Annotated in this window: 14 protein-coding genes; 8 read left to right on the top strand and 6 right to left on the bottom strand. The window is 64.2% G+C overall.

The genetic code is table 11. The features are described from left to right. Nucleotide 1: 1 nt before the first annotated feature. Both PS060_RS12305 and PS060_RS12300 read right to left on the bottom strand, forming a co-directional pair. Complete coding sequence (locus PS060_RS12305) at nucleotides 2-1513, bottom strand: hypothetical protein (protein ID WP_273983525.1); 1512 nt, start codon at nucleotides 1511-1513, stop codon at nucleotides 2-4. Nucleotides 1514-1781: 268 nt separating this feature from the next. Beyond that, the gene (locus PS060_RS12300; RefSeq protein ID WP_273983524.1) at nucleotides 1782-2087 is read right to left on the bottom strand and encodes a hypothetical protein; all 306 of its coding nucleotides are present in this window, start codon (nucleotides 2085-2087) and stop codon (nucleotides 1782-1784) included. A gap of 346 nt (nucleotides 2088-2433) precedes the next feature. Here PS060_RS12300 and PS060_RS12295 point away from each other — a divergent pair, with 346 nt between their 5' ends. After that, nucleotides 2434-4062, top strand: a complete 1629-nt coding sequence (locus PS060_RS12295; RefSeq protein ID WP_273983523.1) for an AAA family ATPase — start codon at nucleotides 2434-2436, stop codon at nucleotides 4060-4062. A gap of 204 nt (nucleotides 4063-4266) precedes the next feature. On the opposite strand, the gene uvrA is transcribed toward PS060_RS12295, so the two are convergent. After that, on the bottom strand, nucleotides 4267-7218 hold the full coding sequence (uvrA, locus tag PS060_RS12290) for an excinuclease ABC subunit UvrA (RefSeq protein WP_273983522.1): 2952 nt from the start codon (nucleotides 7216-7218) through the stop codon (nucleotides 4267-4269). Between the two features lie 200 nt (nucleotides 7219-7418). Between uvrA and PS060_RS12285 the strand changes: the two genes are divergently transcribed. Further along, nucleotides 7419-9026, top strand: a complete 1608-nt coding sequence (locus tag PS060_RS12285) for a hypothetical protein (protein WP_273983521.1) — start codon at nucleotides 7419-7421, stop codon at nucleotides 9024-9026. 48 nt (nucleotides 9027-9074) lie between these two features. Next, nucleotides 9075-9806: a C1 family peptidase gene (locus tag PS060_RS12280; protein WP_273983519.1), complete on the top strand. Its 732-nt coding sequence runs from the start codon at nucleotides 9075-9077 to the stop codon at nucleotides 9804-9806. A 286-nt stretch (nucleotides 9807-10092) separates the two neighbouring features. Here the strand turns inward: PS060_RS12280 and PS060_RS12275 are convergent, their stop codons facing one another. Genes PS060_RS12275 through PS060_RS12265 form a run of 3 tightly spaced genes read right to left on the bottom strand, consistent with a single transcriptional unit; the run spans nucleotide 10093 to nucleotide 12664 of the window. After that, nucleotides 10093-10833 (bottom strand): ABC transporter ATP-binding protein, encoded by a 741-nt coding sequence (locus PS060_RS12275; RefSeq protein WP_273983517.1) that lies wholly within the window; start codon nucleotides 10831-10833, stop codon nucleotides 10093-10095. Beyond that, nucleotides 10830-11828 carry a FecCD family ABC transporter permease gene (locus PS060_RS12270; protein WP_273983516.1) on the bottom strand — a complete coding sequence of 333 codons (999 nt, stop codon included), beginning with the start codon at nucleotides 11826-11828 and terminating at the stop codon, nucleotides 10830-10832. Before PS060_RS12270 ends, PS060_RS12275 begins: the two co-directional genes overlap by 4 nt. Then, nucleotides 11825-12664 (bottom strand): ABC transporter substrate-binding protein, encoded by an 840-nt coding sequence (locus PS060_RS12265; protein ID WP_273983514.1) that lies wholly within the window; start codon nucleotides 12662-12664, stop codon nucleotides 11825-11827. Before PS060_RS12265 ends, PS060_RS12270 begins: the two co-directional genes overlap by 4 nt. A gap of 136 nt (nucleotides 12665-12800) precedes the next feature. On the opposite strand from PS060_RS12265, the gene PS060_RS12260 reads away from it, so the two are divergent. From PS060_RS12260 to sucD, 5 genes are all read left to right on the top strand, one after another. Next, nucleotides 12801-13970 carry a cell wall hydrolase gene (locus PS060_RS12260; RefSeq protein ID WP_273983512.1) on the top strand — a complete coding sequence of 390 codons (1170 nt, stop codon included), beginning with the start codon at nucleotides 12801-12803 and terminating at the stop codon, nucleotides 13968-13970. 136 nt (nucleotides 13971-14106) lie between these two features. After that, entirely contained in the window at nucleotides 14107-14436 is a 330-nt protein-coding gene (locus tag PS060_RS12255) for a hypothetical protein (RefSeq protein WP_273983510.1), read from the top strand. 268 nt (nucleotides 14437-14704) lie between these two features. Continuing rightward, nucleotides 14705-15667: a malate dehydrogenase gene (gene mdh / locus PS060_RS12250; protein ID WP_273983508.1), complete on the top strand. Its 963-nt coding sequence runs from the start codon at nucleotides 14705-14707 to the stop codon at nucleotides 15665-15667. Nucleotides 15668-15760: 93 nt separating this feature from the next. Beyond that, on the top strand, nucleotides 15761-16054 hold the full coding sequence (locus PS060_RS12245; protein ID WP_273983506.1) for a GIY-YIG nuclease family protein: 294 nt from the start codon (nucleotides 15761-15763) through the stop codon (nucleotides 16052-16054). Between the two features lie 45 nt (nucleotides 16055-16099). After that, nucleotides 16100-16990: a succinate--CoA ligase subunit alpha gene (gene sucD / locus PS060_RS12240; protein WP_273983504.1), complete on the top strand. Its 891-nt coding sequence runs from the start codon at nucleotides 16100-16102 to the stop codon at nucleotides 16988-16990. Nucleotides 16991-17008 lie beyond the last annotated feature (18 nt).

Here is a 17008-nt window from a genome sequence, read left to right as displayed (position 1 = left end):
CTCAGCGGATCGTGCGGCACGCGGACGCGGCAAGCCCCGCCGCTGTGCCCCGCCGCCAATAGGCCGTGCCGGCCTTGGCGCGCTCCGCCGGCCCGTAGTGCGCCGCGAGGAACTCCCGCAGCGCCGGGTCGCGCAGCAGGAACGCCTCGAAACTGAACGCCCCGTCCGCGCCGCGGGTCCCCGGGGTTGCCTTGAACAGGATCAGCTGCGGCGGATGGCAGCGGATGTCCTGCGATGTCGCCGCGAGCACCTCGCCCCGCAGCCGGGCCAGCGCTGGAGTCACCCGCCCCTCGGCCTCAGCAGCGGTGATCGCCTGCACCATCCACAGCGAATAGGCGCGCGAGACCCACACCAGATCCTCGCGTCCGCGCCGCCAGATCGCGCCGGCGTTGAAGTCGGCGATGAATACGCCCTCGCCCGGCGCGACCCGATCCAGCAACGGCTCCTCGGGAGCGGGGCGGGGATTATAGGGGTACATCAGCCACACCAGCGCGGCCAGCATCGCCCCCCCGATCGCGCGGGCAGGCCATGCCTCGACCCGCCACGCCCGCAGCCCCACCGCCACGCCCATCGTCCCGGTCGCCGCGATGCTGTGATAATTCCACCCGCGGCTCTGCAGAACATAGCCCAGCGCAAAGGCGCCCCACGTCAGCACCAGCGCCGGGATAGCGGCTTCGGCGGCAGGCGACACCGCGCGCAGGGGCAGCTTGCGCGTCGCCCACAGGAAGCCGCCCGCCACCACCCAGAACAGCACATAGGGCTTCACCAGCGTGAAGACGAGCGTTGCCTGCGAGCTGAAATAGGCGGCCTCGACCATCGGCAGGATCACCGAGAAGAACGCCGGGGTAAGCACCACCACCGCCGCCGCATAGGCCGCCGCCAGCCCCGCCAGCACCGCGACCTCGGGCCGCCACGGACGCCATGCGCCACGCTGGCGGGCGATCAGCCACAGCTCGAGCACCAACGGCACCGCGACAAAATAGTGTTTCAACGCAAAGCCATAGGCCGCCAGCAGCGCCACGCCTGCCGCGAGCAATCCGGGCACCGCCACCCCGGCATGGCGCCGCGCGATCAGCGCCGCATAGGGCAGGCTCACGATCAGGGCGAGCGGTTCGCGCTGGCCGGTCTGGCTGGCGGGGAGGATCACCGTCATGGCGAAGACCAGCAGCCCCCACACCGCGCGCTCCATCGCCGAGCGGGGGCCGAGCAGATGCGCCGTCAGCCCCGCGCACAGCGCCCCCAGCCCCGCCACCGCGCCTGCCAGCACCGCGCCCCACGGCGCCCCGGTCTGCTCGGCCACCCACGCCAGCGGCATTGCCGACCAGAACCACAGCGGCGGATTGACCTCCCAGATCTCGGCGTAAAGCTCTGTTCCGCCGAGCATTTGCCGCGCCGTCCAGAATTGCCAGCCGACATCATGGGGCAGCACCATATCGCGCAAGGCCCACCACGCCCCCAGCATCGCGAGCGCGAGGAGGATCGCCGGATAGGTCTTGTCCGAAAGGCGTGTCACCGGCCCCGCTCCCCTGGCGCGCCCTGCCGCCTGCAAGGCCAGCGCGGGCTATGCAGCCCCCCGCCCGAGGGGTCAAGCAGCCCGCGCCAGCGCCGCACAGGCCTTGCGCAAAACCGGTTATGGGAGGGGAAAACCCGCACAAGGGCGCGCAAGGACAGTCAACAGCTGCGCAAACGCCGGACCGAATTCCGCACCCGTGGGAGAGGCCGCAGCGGCGCGTTACCTCCCGCCGAGCGACGCAGACCGCCCCCGCCGCCCGCCCCCGGCCTCAGCCAAGAATGGTGCGTTGCCGCCCGAACATCAGCCGCTCATTGGCAAGCACAATCGCCCGCGCCTCGGCATTGAACGCCCGGGCCTCGGGTTGCTCTGGGGTAGGCGCACGGGGATCGGCCTCAGGTCGCGAAACGGTAGGCCCACAAGAACCCCCGCCGATCCGCCCCGCCTCGACATGGCCGAGCCATGCGGCGACAAACCCAACCTCCCCGGCATCGCCCACCGGCGCAGACCCGACAGGCAGCTTGCGCGTGTTGTCATAGGGCTGCGGATCGAAGGAGGCTTGGTTGATGCGGTTCATGGGCGGAGGCTCCTGCCAGGCGGCAAAAACGCCGCAACGCGCGCCGAACCTGCTGGCTCTCTGTGTCACCACGCGCCCGAGACCCCTGCCCCCGTGGCAGCGCGCCGAGGGGCTGGCGGGGAGGAAGGCTTGGCGGGAGAGAGCCGCACAGGGCCGACGCTTGGGTGGGAGGGTATGTTGGGGTGGGGGTGTAGGAAAGGGGGGATGGAACGAGAGGACAGGCAAATGTCATCGTAGCCAGCACCAAAAATCCTCCACAGAAAATCGATAAAAATCGAACCTTCGCGGCATGGATCTACAGCAACTGCTTGACAGAACGAATCACAACTAAGCTAATGTACCAACCATGATTGATACAGTTAACCTACAACCGGTAACCCTCGGCGTTGTTGAGTTCCTGACGAATTCTGGACCTGCCAAAATCCCTATCAAAACTGGCGACGCCTTCATGGTCGCCGGGCCAAATGGGGCAGGTAAATCAGCCTTACTCTACACCATTTATCGTTCAGTCGGAGCCGGACGAGCAGAGTATTATCCCGGGCATAGACAAATTACATTCAATAACGGCTGGGACAACCTTGCTCAAGATATTAATCAGCTCCGCACAAATATGTTCACTCACGTTGATGTATTTAATAGATATAAGAATCAGTGGGCCGAAGATTTATTCAAATCTGTCGTGAGGCGACTCGCCAACACTGACGCGGCTTACAATGCGGAACTCGTACGCTTGCTCGGGAATAATCCTGATGAGGCGCAAGCGGAACATAAGGCCCAACCCGGCCCGGTGGAGACGCTCAATCGCGTCTTTCAAGCTGCCCGCATGGCAGTCCGCTTTAAATCTAGTGGGCGCGGATTGCGGGTGGTCAGAGAAAACAATGAATACGACATTGACCAACTTTCTGACGGAGAAAGGGCAGCACTCTTTGTTGCCGGAGCTGTTATTGTTCAAGACCCGTATACTGTCATCGCAATTGATGAACCGGAGCGCAATCTTCATCCAAGTATAGCAGCACCACTTGTTAACTCCCTTATCACAGCAAGGCCTGATGTCGCATTTCTTTTTGCAAGTCATGATGTTAATCTAATTTCAGGCACCAACGTTGACAGAATATTATATGTCAAAAATTCGAGTGTGATCTCTACCCGCCCCGAAACAAGAAGCTTCGATGTCGAAATTTTATCAGAACTAGAAAATATTGATGAGTCGATTAGACTTGATCTCCTAGGTAGTAGGCAGAAATTATTGTTTGTTGAGGGAACAACAAACTCTATTGATTTCAAGATTTATAATTGCCTCTTTCCCGACTGGAAAATCACTCCCAAGGGCGGTGCACAAGATGTAATTGATGCCGTAAAGTCGCTCAGAAGAAACCAGCAGCTTCACTGGGTTGAGGCTGCGGGCTTGATTGACCGCGATGGTCGCACCGAATCCGAGGTTCAGACTTTAGAGAGTGAAGGAATTTATGCCCTGAGATGCCCAACGTCTGAGAACCTACTCTTCCTTGAGAAGGTGTCAGAGACTGTGGCCACAATTCTCTTTCAAAGCGAGGGTGGCTTAGAGGTTCAAGCACGCCTCGCTGCGGCACAGTCTGCCGCCCAAGAAGCTCTGAATATTGCAACTCCTGAGATTTCTGCGCGGCTCGCAGCTTGGCGTATCAATAGGGAATTGGCAGAAGCTAAAGTCAGCGTATCCCAAATTCGCGAAAGCGAGACCATAAAAGAGTCATTCGATTTTTCATCAATTATTGAAAATACAAATGACGAAATCTCGAATATTGCAGCATCCTCTGTGGGAATAGACGGCATACGGGGCATTCCGATTAAGAATACCATCATTGGCAGCCGGATTTCAGCGGCTCTGGGATGCGATCTGAAACGTTATCAAAAAATAGTTTTTCGGCAACTTGAAATAAATAACGATCTAGGAGAATCAATAAAATTTGAAATGTTGAAATATATACCGACATTCTAAAATAAAATTTTCTTCATATAAAATTTATAGAAATATTCCTTCAGTTTATTAACTATGTTTTCGTTCTATCTCTATAATTTTCTATAGAACCATTCTTCCCCTAGCGACGCGAACGTTTGCTGCAGATTGGATGAAGAAACTAGTTAAGCATGACGAGGCTTGTGAACAGGAGCGTCCTGATCAGCGGCGCTCACCGCTCCACCATCAGTTCGACAGGCTCAGGACTGCCCCCTCTCCGTTCCGGGAAGGATTACCCCCCAACAACGGCGCCAGATACCGCCCCGTGAACGACCGCGGCTCCTTCACCACCTTCTCCGGGGTGCCCTCCGCGACAATCTCCCCCCCGCGCACCCCGCCCTCGGGGCCCAGATCAATGATCCAGTCGGCGGTCTTGATCACGTCGAGGTTGTGTTCGATCACCACCACCGAATTGCCCTGCTCCACCAGCCGGTGCAGCACTTCGAGGAGTTTGCGCACGTCCTCGAAATGCAGGCCGGTGGTCGGCTCGTCGAGGATGTAGAGCGTCTGCCCGGTCGAGCGCCTTGCCAGTTCCTTCGCCAGCTTCACCCGCTGCGCCTCGCCGCCTGACAGCGTGGTCGCCTGCTGGCCGACCTTGACGTAGCCGAGGCCGACCTCGTTCAGCATCCGCATCTTCTCGCGGATCGGGGGGACGGCCTTGAAGAATTCCTCGGCGTCCTCGATCGTCATGTCGAGCACGTCGGCGATCGAGTGACCCTTGAACTTCACCTCGAGCGTCTCGCGGTTGTAGCGCTTGCCGCCGCATTCCTCGCAGGTGACGTAGACGTCGGGGAGGAAGTGCATCTCGATCTTGATGAGCCCGTCGCCCTGGCACTTCTCGCAGCGACCGCCCTTGACGTTGAAGGAGAAGCGCCCGGGCTTGTAGCCGCGCGCGAGGCTCTCCGGCAGGCCGGCGAACCAGTCGCGGATCTGGGTGAAGGCGCCGGTGTAGGTGGCGGGGTTGGAGCGCGGGGTGCGGCCGATGGGGGACTGGTCGATCTCGATGACCTTGTCGCAGTGCTGCAAGCCCGTGATCTCGTCATGCGCACCCGCGATCACCCGCGCGCCGTTGAGCACGCGCGAGGCGCCCGCCTGCAAGGTGTCGATGGTGAGCGAGGATTTGCCCGAGCCTGACACGCCGGTGATGCAGGTGAAGGTGCCGAGCGGGATCTTGGCGGTCACGCCCTTGAGGTTGTTCGCCCGCGCGTTCTTGACCACGATGTGATGCCCGTTGCCCTTGCGGCGCTTGGCCGGCACGTCGATCTTGCGCTTGCCGGTGAGGTAATCGGCGGTGAGAGAGCCCTTGGCCTTGAGGATCTGCTTGAGCGTCCCTTCCGCAACCACCTGCCCGCCATGCACCCCCGCACCGGGGCCGAGGTCGACGATATGGTCGGCGGCGCGGATCGCGTCTTCATCATGCTCGACCACGATCACGGTGTTGCCGAGATCGCGCAGGCGCTTCAGCGTTTCCAGCAGCCGGTCATTGTCGCGCTGGTGGAGGCCGATGCTGGGCTCGTCGAGCACATAGAGCACGCCCGACAGCCCGCTGCCGATCTGGCTGGCGAGGCGGATGCGCTGGCTCTCACCCCCCGACAGCGTGCCGGAGGTGCGGTCGAGGTTGAGGTAATCGAGCCCCACGTTGTCGAGGAAGCCCAGCCGCTCGTTGATCTCCTTGAGGATGGCCTTGGCGATCTGGCTCTGCTGCGGGGTGAGATACTGGTCGAGATCGAGGAACCACGCCTTGGCATCGGCGACGCTCATCTGCACCGGGGTGGCGATGTCGGTCGGCCCGTTCGCGCCGGGGATCTTCACCGACAGCGCCTTCTCGTTGAGGCGCTTGCCGCCGCAGGTCTCGCAGGGCTGCGCGGTCTGGTACTTGCCCAGCTCCTCCTGCATCCACGCGCTTTCGGTCTGGAGCAGGCGGCGATTGAGGTTGCCGATCACGCCCTCGAACGGCTTGTGGACGGTATATTCGCGGCGCCCGTCCTTGAAGGTCAGCGGCACCGGCAGCCCGCCCGTGCCGTGGAGGATGATGAGCTTCTGTTCGGGCGCGAGGTCTTTCCACGGGGTCGTCAGGTCGAAGCCATAGGCCTTGGCGAGGCTGGCGAGCACCTGCATGTAATAGGGCGACGGCGGGTTGGACTTGGCCCAGGGCACCACCGCGCCCTGCTTGAGGGTCAGCGCCTCGTTGGGCACCACCAGCTGCGGGTCGAACAGCATCTTCTCGCCGATCCCGTCGCAGGCCGGACACGCGCCTTGCGGGGCGTTGAAGGAGAACAGCCGCGGTTCGATTTCCTCGATCGTGAAGCCGCTCACCGGGCAGGCGAATTTCTCGGAAAAGACGATGCGGTTCGCGGGCAGGCCTGCACCCTTCATCGCGCCGCCCTGTTCTTCGGCCTCGCGCCCCGGCACCACGCCGTCGGCAAGGTCGACATAGGCCAGCCCCTCGGCGAGCTTCAGCGCGGTCTCGAAGCTTTCGGCGAGGCGGGTCTGGAGGCCGTCCTTCACCGCGATCCGGTCAACCACCACTTCGATGTCGTGCTTGAACTTCTTGTCGAGCGCAGGCGCGTCCTCGATGGCGTAGATTTCGCCATCGATCCGCACGCGGGTGAAGCCCTGCCGCTGCCATTCGGCGATTTCCTTGCGGTATTCGCCCTTGCGCCCGCGCACCACCGGCGCGAGCAGATAGGCGCGCGTGCCCTCGGGCAGCGCCATCACCCGGTCGACCATCTGGCTGACAGTCTGCGCGCTGATCGGCTCGCCGGTGGTGGGTGAATAGGGCGTGCCGACCCGCGCCCACAAGAGGCGCATATAGTCGTAGATCTCGGTCACCGTCGCGACCGTGGAGCGCGGATTGCGGCTCGTCGTCTTCTGCTCGATCGAGATCGCCGGCGAGAGCCCGTCGATATGCTCGACATCGGGCTTCTGCATCATCTCGAGGAACTGGCGCGCATAGGCGCTGAGGCTCTCGACATAGCGCCGCTGGCCCTCGGCATAGATGGTGTCGAACGCCAGCGAAGACTTGCCGCTGCCCGAGAGGCCCGTGACCACGATCAGCGCATCGCGCGGCAGATCAATGTCGATACCCTTGAGATTATGCTCGCGCGCACCGCGCACGGAGATTTTGGTGAGGCTCATGGGCGTGACGTGTTCCGGAAATGTTCGCGCGGGTCAAGGGCGGGGTGTGGGAAAAGACACAGGACCGATGTGGCCCCACATACGCGACTTAACGCGGCAGATGAGGGATTGATCCGGGTGGGGTGGCTGACGACTGCACGCACGCAGTCCGCGTTCGTGGCGCGAAGATAGCAGCCTAGGTTGAACAATCAGGGGGCGTCATGAAAAAGTCGGTACTGTTCGTCGCAATCTCAAGCGTCATCCTGCAAGGCTGCACCACGCTGAAGGTGCATCACTTTAACGAGGGCAAAGCGCCCTCGCGGCAGGGTATCGCCTATTTCTTGCCCGTCACACAATTTGAGACGAAGCTGTCCTGGACAGCGAGCTGCGGAGAGAACGACAAGGCCCTTACGTTAACGCCGAAGGCCGAAATGACATCGGCGACCGCTGCGGATCCCGATGGCCTCTACGTCATTGATTATGCGTCGCTTGATGCCTTCACCAAGACGAGCAGCGTCAAGGTCGATTTCTATGACAACGGCGCGATCAAGAGCATCAACGCGTCGGCCGACGACAAGACCGGCGAATTGTTGACCACATCGCTCACGGCTGTCGGCGCGCTTGGCCGAATGATGGCCTTTGGCGACGGGCGTGATGGTCAGAAACCGATCCAGCTTGTCTGTTCAGCTGAACTCATCGACGCCCTCAAAAAGGTCAAGGAGGCCAAATCGGGCAAGACCTTGGATGGCGGTCGCTTCGTTGATGGCGTTGACCAGAAGACAGATAAACTGAAGGCAGCCACACAGAGTCTTGAAGCATATGGCAGCGTCATTATCAGGGCAGGAGCATCAATTACCGATGCCCAGAGGAACGAGCACTTCAGACTGATCAACGAGGTTTCTGCTGCACAGCACGAACTCGACGGCGCATCGAAGGTTTTGGCTGAAGCCCAGAAGGGCATCACCTACACCAAGACCATCCTTGTCTCTGAAACAAAGGCGGGATCAGCAGGTGCTGAGGAGCACATGATCGATCCCGACAAGCTGCTGAAATGGATCGAGACTGATCCGCTCAAGTATTGCTCTCAAGATGACAAGATTTGCGCGGCAGCGATCAAGAATGTCAATTTTGACGACGAGGCCAAGAAGCTGGCGACGAAAAACTCGCTCTACTTGGATTTGGCTGTCAATTCGCGTTTCGCTGATCGCTACACCGGGGGCGAAAGAGGAGACGCTGCAAGCGGCGTGAGGTATAGGATCGCCGTTCCTGCTACCCTGACGGTGTGTGCGGCATCAAAATGTAGCAAGCCAGTGGTAGGCGGTGCCCCTGGCGACGGCGGAGCAGCGAAGGCCAATGTCGTCAAGGCGTTTCCCGTTCAGATGATGAACGCCGACACTACGTTTTTCCTGCCGTTCAAGAGCGCCATGTTCACCAACGCGACGCTATCTGCCACCTTCTCGCAAAGCGGCGTGCTTACCAGTGCGGGTTACGAACAGAAGCGCGCGCAGAGCGACGCTGCCGCCGGCGTTGTCAAAACACTGCTAGGCGAAGTCGAGACAACTATCGGGCAATCCCGCAAGGCCGACCTGAACGAAGTCAAGCGCCAGGAGGAACTCGCAAAGGCCAGAGAAGCGCTGGCCAAAGCAAAAAAGGGACAAGCGGACGCCGAGGCTGCGCTTGTTGAAAAGACCCTCGACCCGAATGACGAAGCCATCAAGGCGCTCGCTGCTAGTACCGCATTGCGGAAGGCCGAGACCGCCAATTCCGAGGCCGCACTCGCCAAGCTTGAAGCGGAGAGGCGCTATGCCGAAGCGACCGCGCCAAAGTAGCGCGACGCCATAACAGGTGACGATCAGACCAAGTGGGCGAGTGTGGCAATGACAGACGAACAACCATTATCCGGCGCTGGGTGGGCAAGAGTTGAAGGCATACCCGAATTCGATCCGGCAAAGCTACGGTTCAAGGCTGTGCCCTTCGGTCGAACATCAGGCCGCAAATTCAGCTGGAGGAACCGGGGCGTGCTGCCGCCAGTCGCGGATCAGGGAGAACACCAGACTTGCTTTTCTCATAGCCTGGTTGCGGCGCTTCGTGCCCGGCGGCAGATTGTGGAAGCACCCATTCCTCCCCTTGATGCGGAGATGTTCCACGCCTGCACCATGGGCCTACCGCTTTCTCAAGGGAACTATCTGGTAAAGCGCAGCCTGGACAATCTTTGTGATGTGGGCGCGCCGCGCGCGGGATCCGGATATGCGCCGGGGCTCGCGTGCAAGGACTTCACGCCCAGTGTGGTGCGCGCAGCCAGCTATAACTCAGCAAGCACCCCGGAGTTGGTGAAGGGTATTCTCGCCACATATGCGCCCTTGGTCGCTCTCGTGTCCGCAGGTGAAAGCTTGAAGCACATCAGAGATGACAGCATTTATCGAGACCAGATCGGCGAAGCAAAAACATTCAACCACGCCATGTTGCTGATCGGCTACGACGATGAGGAGCAGTGCTGGATCGTGCAGAACAGCATGGGTTCGCGATGGGGCCAGAAAGGATTTGGACGCATCGCATATGGAAGCGCCAGCATCCTCGTCGGTGATTTCTGGTGCTACGTGGTGGAATGAGATCATCCGGTCAAAAAGCTGCGGCTTGAACCGCTGAACCTCAAGGTTTCATTTTTTTCAATGGTTTGCAACAAATCCGCCCACCCTACAGAAAATCTGAAGTCGCCAGAATCCCCTAGGCCCGCCATAAGAACCCCCTCTTCGCGGTTCTCCCGCCGGGGCCTTCAGGGTCGCATCCTGGCTTGGCTTGAGAGACCCGGTCTGGGGCCGGGACATGGTTGATGGGGCCCCGAAATCCCCGCCTTCCTGTTCCGGTTTCCCGGCCTCTTTTCCCGGGCTTGGGGTGCTAGCCGGTCACCAGCGCCATCGCGCCGGGTGTGCCGATCCAGCGGGCCTTCACGTCCCAGCCTTGCGCAATCATCTCCGGCGCCAGTGCTGTCTGTGGCGGGCCGTCGGCGATCAGCGCGCCGTCCTTCAGCACCAGCACCCGGTCGGCATGGTTCATCGCATGGGCGAGATCGTGGAGCACCACCACCACCCCCTGCCCTGCGCCGGCGCAGGCCTTGAGATGGGTGATCAGGCGCAGCTGATGGGCAAGGTCGAGCGCGGCGAGCGGCTCGTCGGCGAGGATCCAGCGCGGGCTTCCTGCCAGCACCCGCGCAAGCAGCACCCGCGCGCGCTCGCCGCCCGAAAGCTGGCTGACGGGGCGATGGCGCAAGTCCTGGCAATCGAGTGCAGCGAGCGCGGCGGCCACCTCGGCCTCGCCCCGGTCACCCCATGGCAGGCGGCCCAGCGCCACCAGCGCCTCGGTCGCGACGTCCCAGGCGATCTCGGGGCTCTGCGGCAGATAGCCGACGGCCCGCGCCCGATCGCGCGGATGACGCGCGGCAAGGGCGGCGCCGTCCAGCATCGTATCGCCGCCAGCGGGGCTAATCAGGCCCGCCAGCCCCAGCAGCAGCGATGATTTGCCCGCACCATTGGGACCGACGATCGTCGTGATCTGCCCCGGCAGAAGCGCCGCCGTGACATCGCGCACCACCGCGCGGCCGCCGCGTCGCAGGGTCAGGCGTTCCGCTGCGAGGGTCATAGCTGCCCCTTCCGCATCTGCAGCAGCAGCCAGCCGAAAAATGGCGCGCCGATCAGCGACAGGGCGATGCCGAGCCGCAGCTCGGTCACCAGCGGCAGCACCCGCACCACGCTGTCGGCGAGCAGCACGAGACAGGCTCCGGCGAGCGCGCTCGGCAGGATCAGGCTGGAGGGCAGCCGGTCGGTCAGCGGGCGCACCAGATGGGGGACGACGAGGCCGACAAAGCCGATGATCCCCGCCACCGCCACCCCCGCGCCAACCGTCAGCCCCACGCCTGCCACCAGCAGCGCCAGCAGCCGCCCCGGCGCAACGCCGAGCGAGCGGGCCGTCTCCTCGCCCAGTGTCAATGCATCGAGGCTGCGCGCGGCGAGCGCCAGCACCGCGACCCCGCCAAGCGTCAGGGGCGCGGCGATCCACACCTCGCGCCACGACCTGTCAGTCAGCGCGCCGTTGAGCCACATCACGATCTCGGAGAGGGCAAAGGGATTGGGCGCGAGCGTGATCGCGAGCGCGGTCAGGGCGCCTGCAAGGCTCGCCAGCATCAACCCCGCGAGCGTGAACAGCGCGATGCCGCCCCCTGCCCCGCCCGCCGCGTCGCTCGACGTGCGCCCGGCAATCAGCGCGAGGGCGGCCATGCCCAGCCCTGCGCCTGCGAGCGCCATCAGCGGCAGGCTCCACGCCGCCCACGCTGGCGGAATGGCGCTGCCAAGCCAGAAGCTCGCCACCGCGCCCAGCGCTGCCATCGGCGCGATGCCGAACAGGCCGGGGTCGGCGAGCGGATTGCGCAGATAGCCCTGCATTGCGGCACCCGCGGCCCCCAGCCCCGCGCCGATGGTCACCGCCAGCACCGCGCGCGGCAGGCGCAGGTCGGCAAGGATCAGCAGCGTGTTGCCAGGGCCGAAGTCAGCGGGCGCAATCCACACCCGCCCCGCCAGCAGCGAAAGCGGGAACAGCATCGCGAGCAGGGTCGCGAAAACGAGATTGGCGCGGGTCATATCCGCGCCTCGGCCCTGGCGCGGATGGCACGCAGGCGGGCGCGCGCCTTGGGGATCGTCGGCCCGCCGCAATAGATCAGCGAAGGGTCGAAATCGGCGACCACCATGCTCTTGTAGACATCGGCGACCAGCGGATGGCGCTGCCCCGGCGCATCGCCCGCCACCAGCAGCACGCGCGGCGGATCGGCGAGCAGGGCTTCGAGGCTGACCCGGTCGGCCTGTTGCAATCCGCGCGCGGCGGCATGGCTGGCAAAGCCTTCCTGCCGCAGCAGTTCGGCAATCAGGGTCTGCTCGCCCGCGACGATCTCGCCCTCCTGCCACAGCAGCGCGTCGATCGGCGCGCCCGCCGCCTGGGATGGCGCGGCAATGCGCTCTGCGAGCGCCTCGCCCGGTTGCGCGCGCCCCGCCAGTCGCGCAACCTCTCGCACCTGTTCGGCACTCTCGGCGATGGTCAAAGGGCTGCCGAAGGTTTCGACCCTGAGCCCGGCGCGCTCCAGCGCGGTGCGGGTCGGCTGGGGGAGGAAGATCGAGGCGAGCACGAGATCGGGCCGCGCGGCGATCACTTCCTCGGCGGTGCCCCCGGTGACGCCATAGCGCGCGGCGACTTCGGCCGGGATCGAGCTGGAGGCGGTATCGCGGCTGTAGTGCGACAGCGCCAGCACCTGCCCCGGCGGGGCGATTTCGACCAGGATCGCATCGAGGCAGGGGTTGAGGCTGACGATGGTCGGATGCGCCGGATCGTCGCCGCGCACCGATGCTGCGGGCGCGCAAGACCCCAGCAGCGCCGCCGCCAGCAGCACGCCTGCCCCCCAAAACCTGATGCGATCCCGCGCCATATCTCGCCCTCGCGATAGGGCGGCGCTGGTCGCTGCGCAACGGATTAACGCCTGCCCGCGCGCTGTCCTGAAACGGGACGCGGGGGTGCACCGCCCTCGCCCCGCGGCGCCCCGGCGCGTAGAGCGGGCCGCGAACATGGCTGCTGCGCGCTCCCCTTCTTCTGGCTTCATGCCCTCGGCTTCGGCCAAACGCCCGGCCCGCCGCTGGCGGCTGCCCGCGGCCTTCAGCAGCACGCTGTGGCGCAAGCGGATCGCGGTGCTGATCGCGGCCATCGCCGTGCCCGCAATGGCCGCCCCGGGCCTCACCGATCGCGGGATCACGACCCTTCCCGGCAACGCGGTCGAAAGCACCGCCGCGCTCGCCACCCGCAAGGCGGCCGAGGCTGCGCTGCCGTTCGAGCGGCCCGGGATGAGCTTTCCCGGCTCCGCCTATTTCTACATGGCCGACCCTGCGGGCACCGCGCTGGTCGCTCTGCCGACCGACGATCCGATGGGCCTCGGCGCGGAAAGCGGGCGCGAGCTTGGCGCGCTGATCGATGTCGGCGCGGCGGCCAAGCCGTTCTTCGGTGCCGGCAGCGGCATCACCCAGATGCGCGCCGCCGAATGTCTTGCGCAGGCCATCTGGTACGAGGCCGCCAGCGAGAGCGAGGCCGGACAGCGCGCCGTCGCGCAGGTCGTCCTCAACCGCGTCGCCCACCCCAGCTGGCCCTCGAGTGTGTGCGGGGTCGTCTATCAGGGTTCGGAGCGCAGCACCGGGTGCCAGTTCACCTTCACCTGCGACGGCAGCCTGGCGCGCCGTCCGGGCGGGGCGAGCTGGGCGCGCGCGCAAGCGATTGCGAACGAGGCGCTGAACGGCGCGGTCTATGCCCCCGTCGGCCTTGCGACCCATTACCACACGCTCTGGGTCAATCCCTATTGGGCCGCGAGCCTCGACCATATCGGCACGATCGGCGCACACCGTTTCTACCGCACCCGCGGGGCGAGCGGGCAGGCGGGCGCCTTCAGCAGCGGCTATGCCGGGCTTGAACCGGTGGTGAGCGGGCGGACCTCTCCTGCCCCTGCGGCTGCCACGCCGCTCCCCGCCAACGCGAGCGCCGGAGCCAGCCGCCCGGTGATCGCCTATGATCTCGGCCCCGTGCCGGTGCGCGCGCAGGCCGAACGCGCAGGCAAGACCCCCGCACCCGCCGCCGCCCCCACCTCGGCTCCGGCCGAAGCCTATGCCGGAACGGGCGCTGTGAAGAGCGAATATGCCCGCGCCGGGCAGTGGAAAGCCCAGCCGGGCGCCGCCCCCTCGCCGGGCAACTGACGCACCGCGGAACACGGTTAAGACGTTGGCAACCCTGTTGCCACACCAAGCCTTAGCGGCACGGAGCCTAGAGAATTGTGACGCGCCGGCGCATTTTTGTTGCCAGCGCTCACAAAAAACAGGAACCGCCCGCCGAATGTCTGTCCGCTTTGCCTCCGCCAATAATCCCGCCCGCCGTCTCGGGTGGCGCGCGGCAGGACGCGGGCTGGTCGCCCCGGCGCTGGCGCGGGCGGCCAATGACAATGGCGACACGGCAGTCGGCGGCGTGCGGTTCGATCCGCTGCTGACAGAGGCGCTCAAGCACTTTGCCGTCCACGGGCTGGCCGCTGCCGAAGCCGCGGTCGATCTCGCCGCCGAAGCCGGCGCGCGCGACGATGCCGATGCGCGCGATCATTGGCTGGCGGTGACCCGGATGTTCGACCGCCGCCTCGCCGCGCGGGCCGAGCGCAGCCTCGAACCGGCCTGATTGCTCCCCCCACTGCCGCTTACCTTACGGCACCGCCTCAGGGCGTTCCCTTAGTGCGCCCGCTCCACGCATTAATGCAATTGCGAACTGTTTGCAAAGATAGTTGCCGCTTACGACTTTTTGACGGTTGCAATCGTGTTTTGAGCGGCCTACCGCGCCTCATGTAACGGGTGCCCAGCCGCTTGGGACGGGGGTGGGCACTGGCGCCACGCTTGTTCATGCGCGCTTCATCGCTTCGTCCCGAGGATCAGGGAAGGAAGTCCTAAAAATGGCCCGCAAGAAGATCGCCCTCGTCGGCGCCGGCAATATCGGCGGCACGCTCGCTCACCTCGCGGCTCTGAAGGGCCTTGGCGACATCGTCCTGTTCGACGTCGCGGAAGGCATCCCGCAGGGCAAGGCGCTCGATCTCAGCCAGTGCGGCCCGGTCGAGGGCTTCGATGCGAGCATCACCGGCTCGAACGACTATGCCGACATCGCGGGCGCGGACGTCGTGATCGTCACCGCGGGCGTCGCGCGCAAGCCCGGCATGAGCCGCGACGACCTGCTCGGCATCAACCTCAAGGTGATGAAGGCGGTCGGCGAAGGCATCCGCGACAACTGCCCCGATGCCTTCGTGATCTGCATCACCAACCCGCTCGACGCGATGGTCTGGGCGCTGCGCGAGTTTTCGGGCCTGCCCGCGAACAAGGTCGTCGGCATGGCGGGCGTCTTGGACTCGGCGCGCTTCGCCACCTTCCTTGCGTGGGAATTCGGTGTTTCGGTGAAGGACGTGAACGCCTTCGTGCTCGGCGGCCACGGCGACACGATGGTGCCGGTGTTGTCCTACTCGACCATCAACGGCATCCCCGTTGCGGACATGGCCAAGATCAAGGGCATTTCCGAAGCGCGCCTCGGCGAGATCGTCCAGCGCACACGTTCCGGTGGCGGCGAGATCGTCGCGCTGCTCAAGACCGGCTCGGCCTTCTATGCCCCCGCCACCAGCGCCATTTCGATGGCCGAAGCCTACCTCTACGACCAGAAGCGCATCCTGCCCTGCGCGGTGCAGGTTGACGGCAAGTATGGCGTCGACGGGCTCTATGTGGGCGTGCCGGTGGTGATTGGCGCAGGCGGCGCGGAAGAGGTGATCGAGATCAACCTCACCGATGAAGAGAAGGCCAACCTCCAGGTTAGCGTCGACGCGGTCAAGGAACTGCTCGAGGCGTGCAAGGCGCTGGATAGCAGCCTTGCTTGATTTTCTCCCTCGTCATCCCGGCGAAGGCCGGGACCCAGTTCTGCCCTCGCTTCTGGGCCCCGGCCTGCGCCGGGGAGGCGACTAAGGACTACGATGGAATACGGCGGCTACGTCTACATCATGGCAAGCCGCCGCAACGGAACGATTTACATCGGTGTCACCAGCGATCTTGCGAAGCGCGCGTGGGGGCACCGGGAAGGACTGATTGACGGCTTCACGAAGAAGTATGGCTGCAAGATGCTGGTCTGGTTCGAACACCACGGCACCATCGAAGCAGCCATCCTCCGCGAGAAGCAGATGAAGGAATGGCGGCGGGCGTGGAAGCTGCGCCGCATCGAAGAAATGAACCCCGACTGGAACGACCTGTTCGAGTTGGTTTGCCACTAAACTGGGCCCCGGCCTTCGCCGGGGTGACGATAATGGAGAGATGAGTTGAGCATCCTCGTAAACAAAGACACCAAGGTCATCACCCAAGGGATGACCGGCAACACCGGCACCTTCCACACCCAGGCCGCGCTCGATTACGGGACGCAGATGGTCGCGGGCGTGACGCCGGGCAAGGGTGGCACCACCCATATCGGCCTTCCGCAGTATGACACCGTGCGCGAAGCCAAGGCCTCGACCGGGGCGACTGCCTCGTGCATCTACGTCCCGCCGCCGTTCGCCGCCGACGCGATCTGCGAGGCGATCGATGCCGAGATCGAGCTGATCATCTGCATCACCGAGGGCATCCCGGTGCTCGACATGGTCCGCGCCAAGCGTGCGCTCGCGGGCTCCAAGTCGCGCCTGATCGGCCCCAACTGCCCCGGCGTGCTGACCCCCAACGAGTGCAAGATCGGCATCATGCCGGCCAACATCTTCAAGAAGGGCAGCGTCGGCATCGTCTCGCGCTCGGGCACGCTCACCTATGAAGCCGTGCACCAGACCACCATGGCGGGCCTCGGCCAGACCACCGCGGTCGGCATCGGCGGCGATCCGGTCAACGGCACCAACTTCATCGACGTGCTCGACCTGTTCCTCGACGATCCGGAAACCGAGAGCATCATCATGATCGGCGAAATCGGTGGCTCGGCCGAAGAGGAAGCCGCCGCCTTCATCAAGGCCGAGGCTGCCAAGGGCCGCAAGAAGCCGATGGTCGGCTTCATCGCCGGGCGCACCGCCCCTCCGGGTCGCCGCATGGGCCACGCGGGCGCGATCGTCTCGGGCGGCCAGGGCGGCGCGGAAGACAAGATCGCGGCGATGGAGGACGCGGGTATCCGCGTCTCGCCCTCGCCCTCGCTGCTCGGCGAGACGCTGGCGGCGATGCTGAAAGAAAACGCCTGAGTTAACGACGCGTGCTCC

It is taken from the genome of Erythrobacter sp. BLCC-B19 (assembly GCF_028621955.1).
Taxonomy (GTDB): Bacteria; Pseudomonadota; Alphaproteobacteria; order Sphingomonadales; family Sphingomonadaceae; genus Erythrobacter.
Note: the sequence above shows the minus strand (reverse complement) of the source record. Positions and strands in the feature narration are given on the sequence as shown.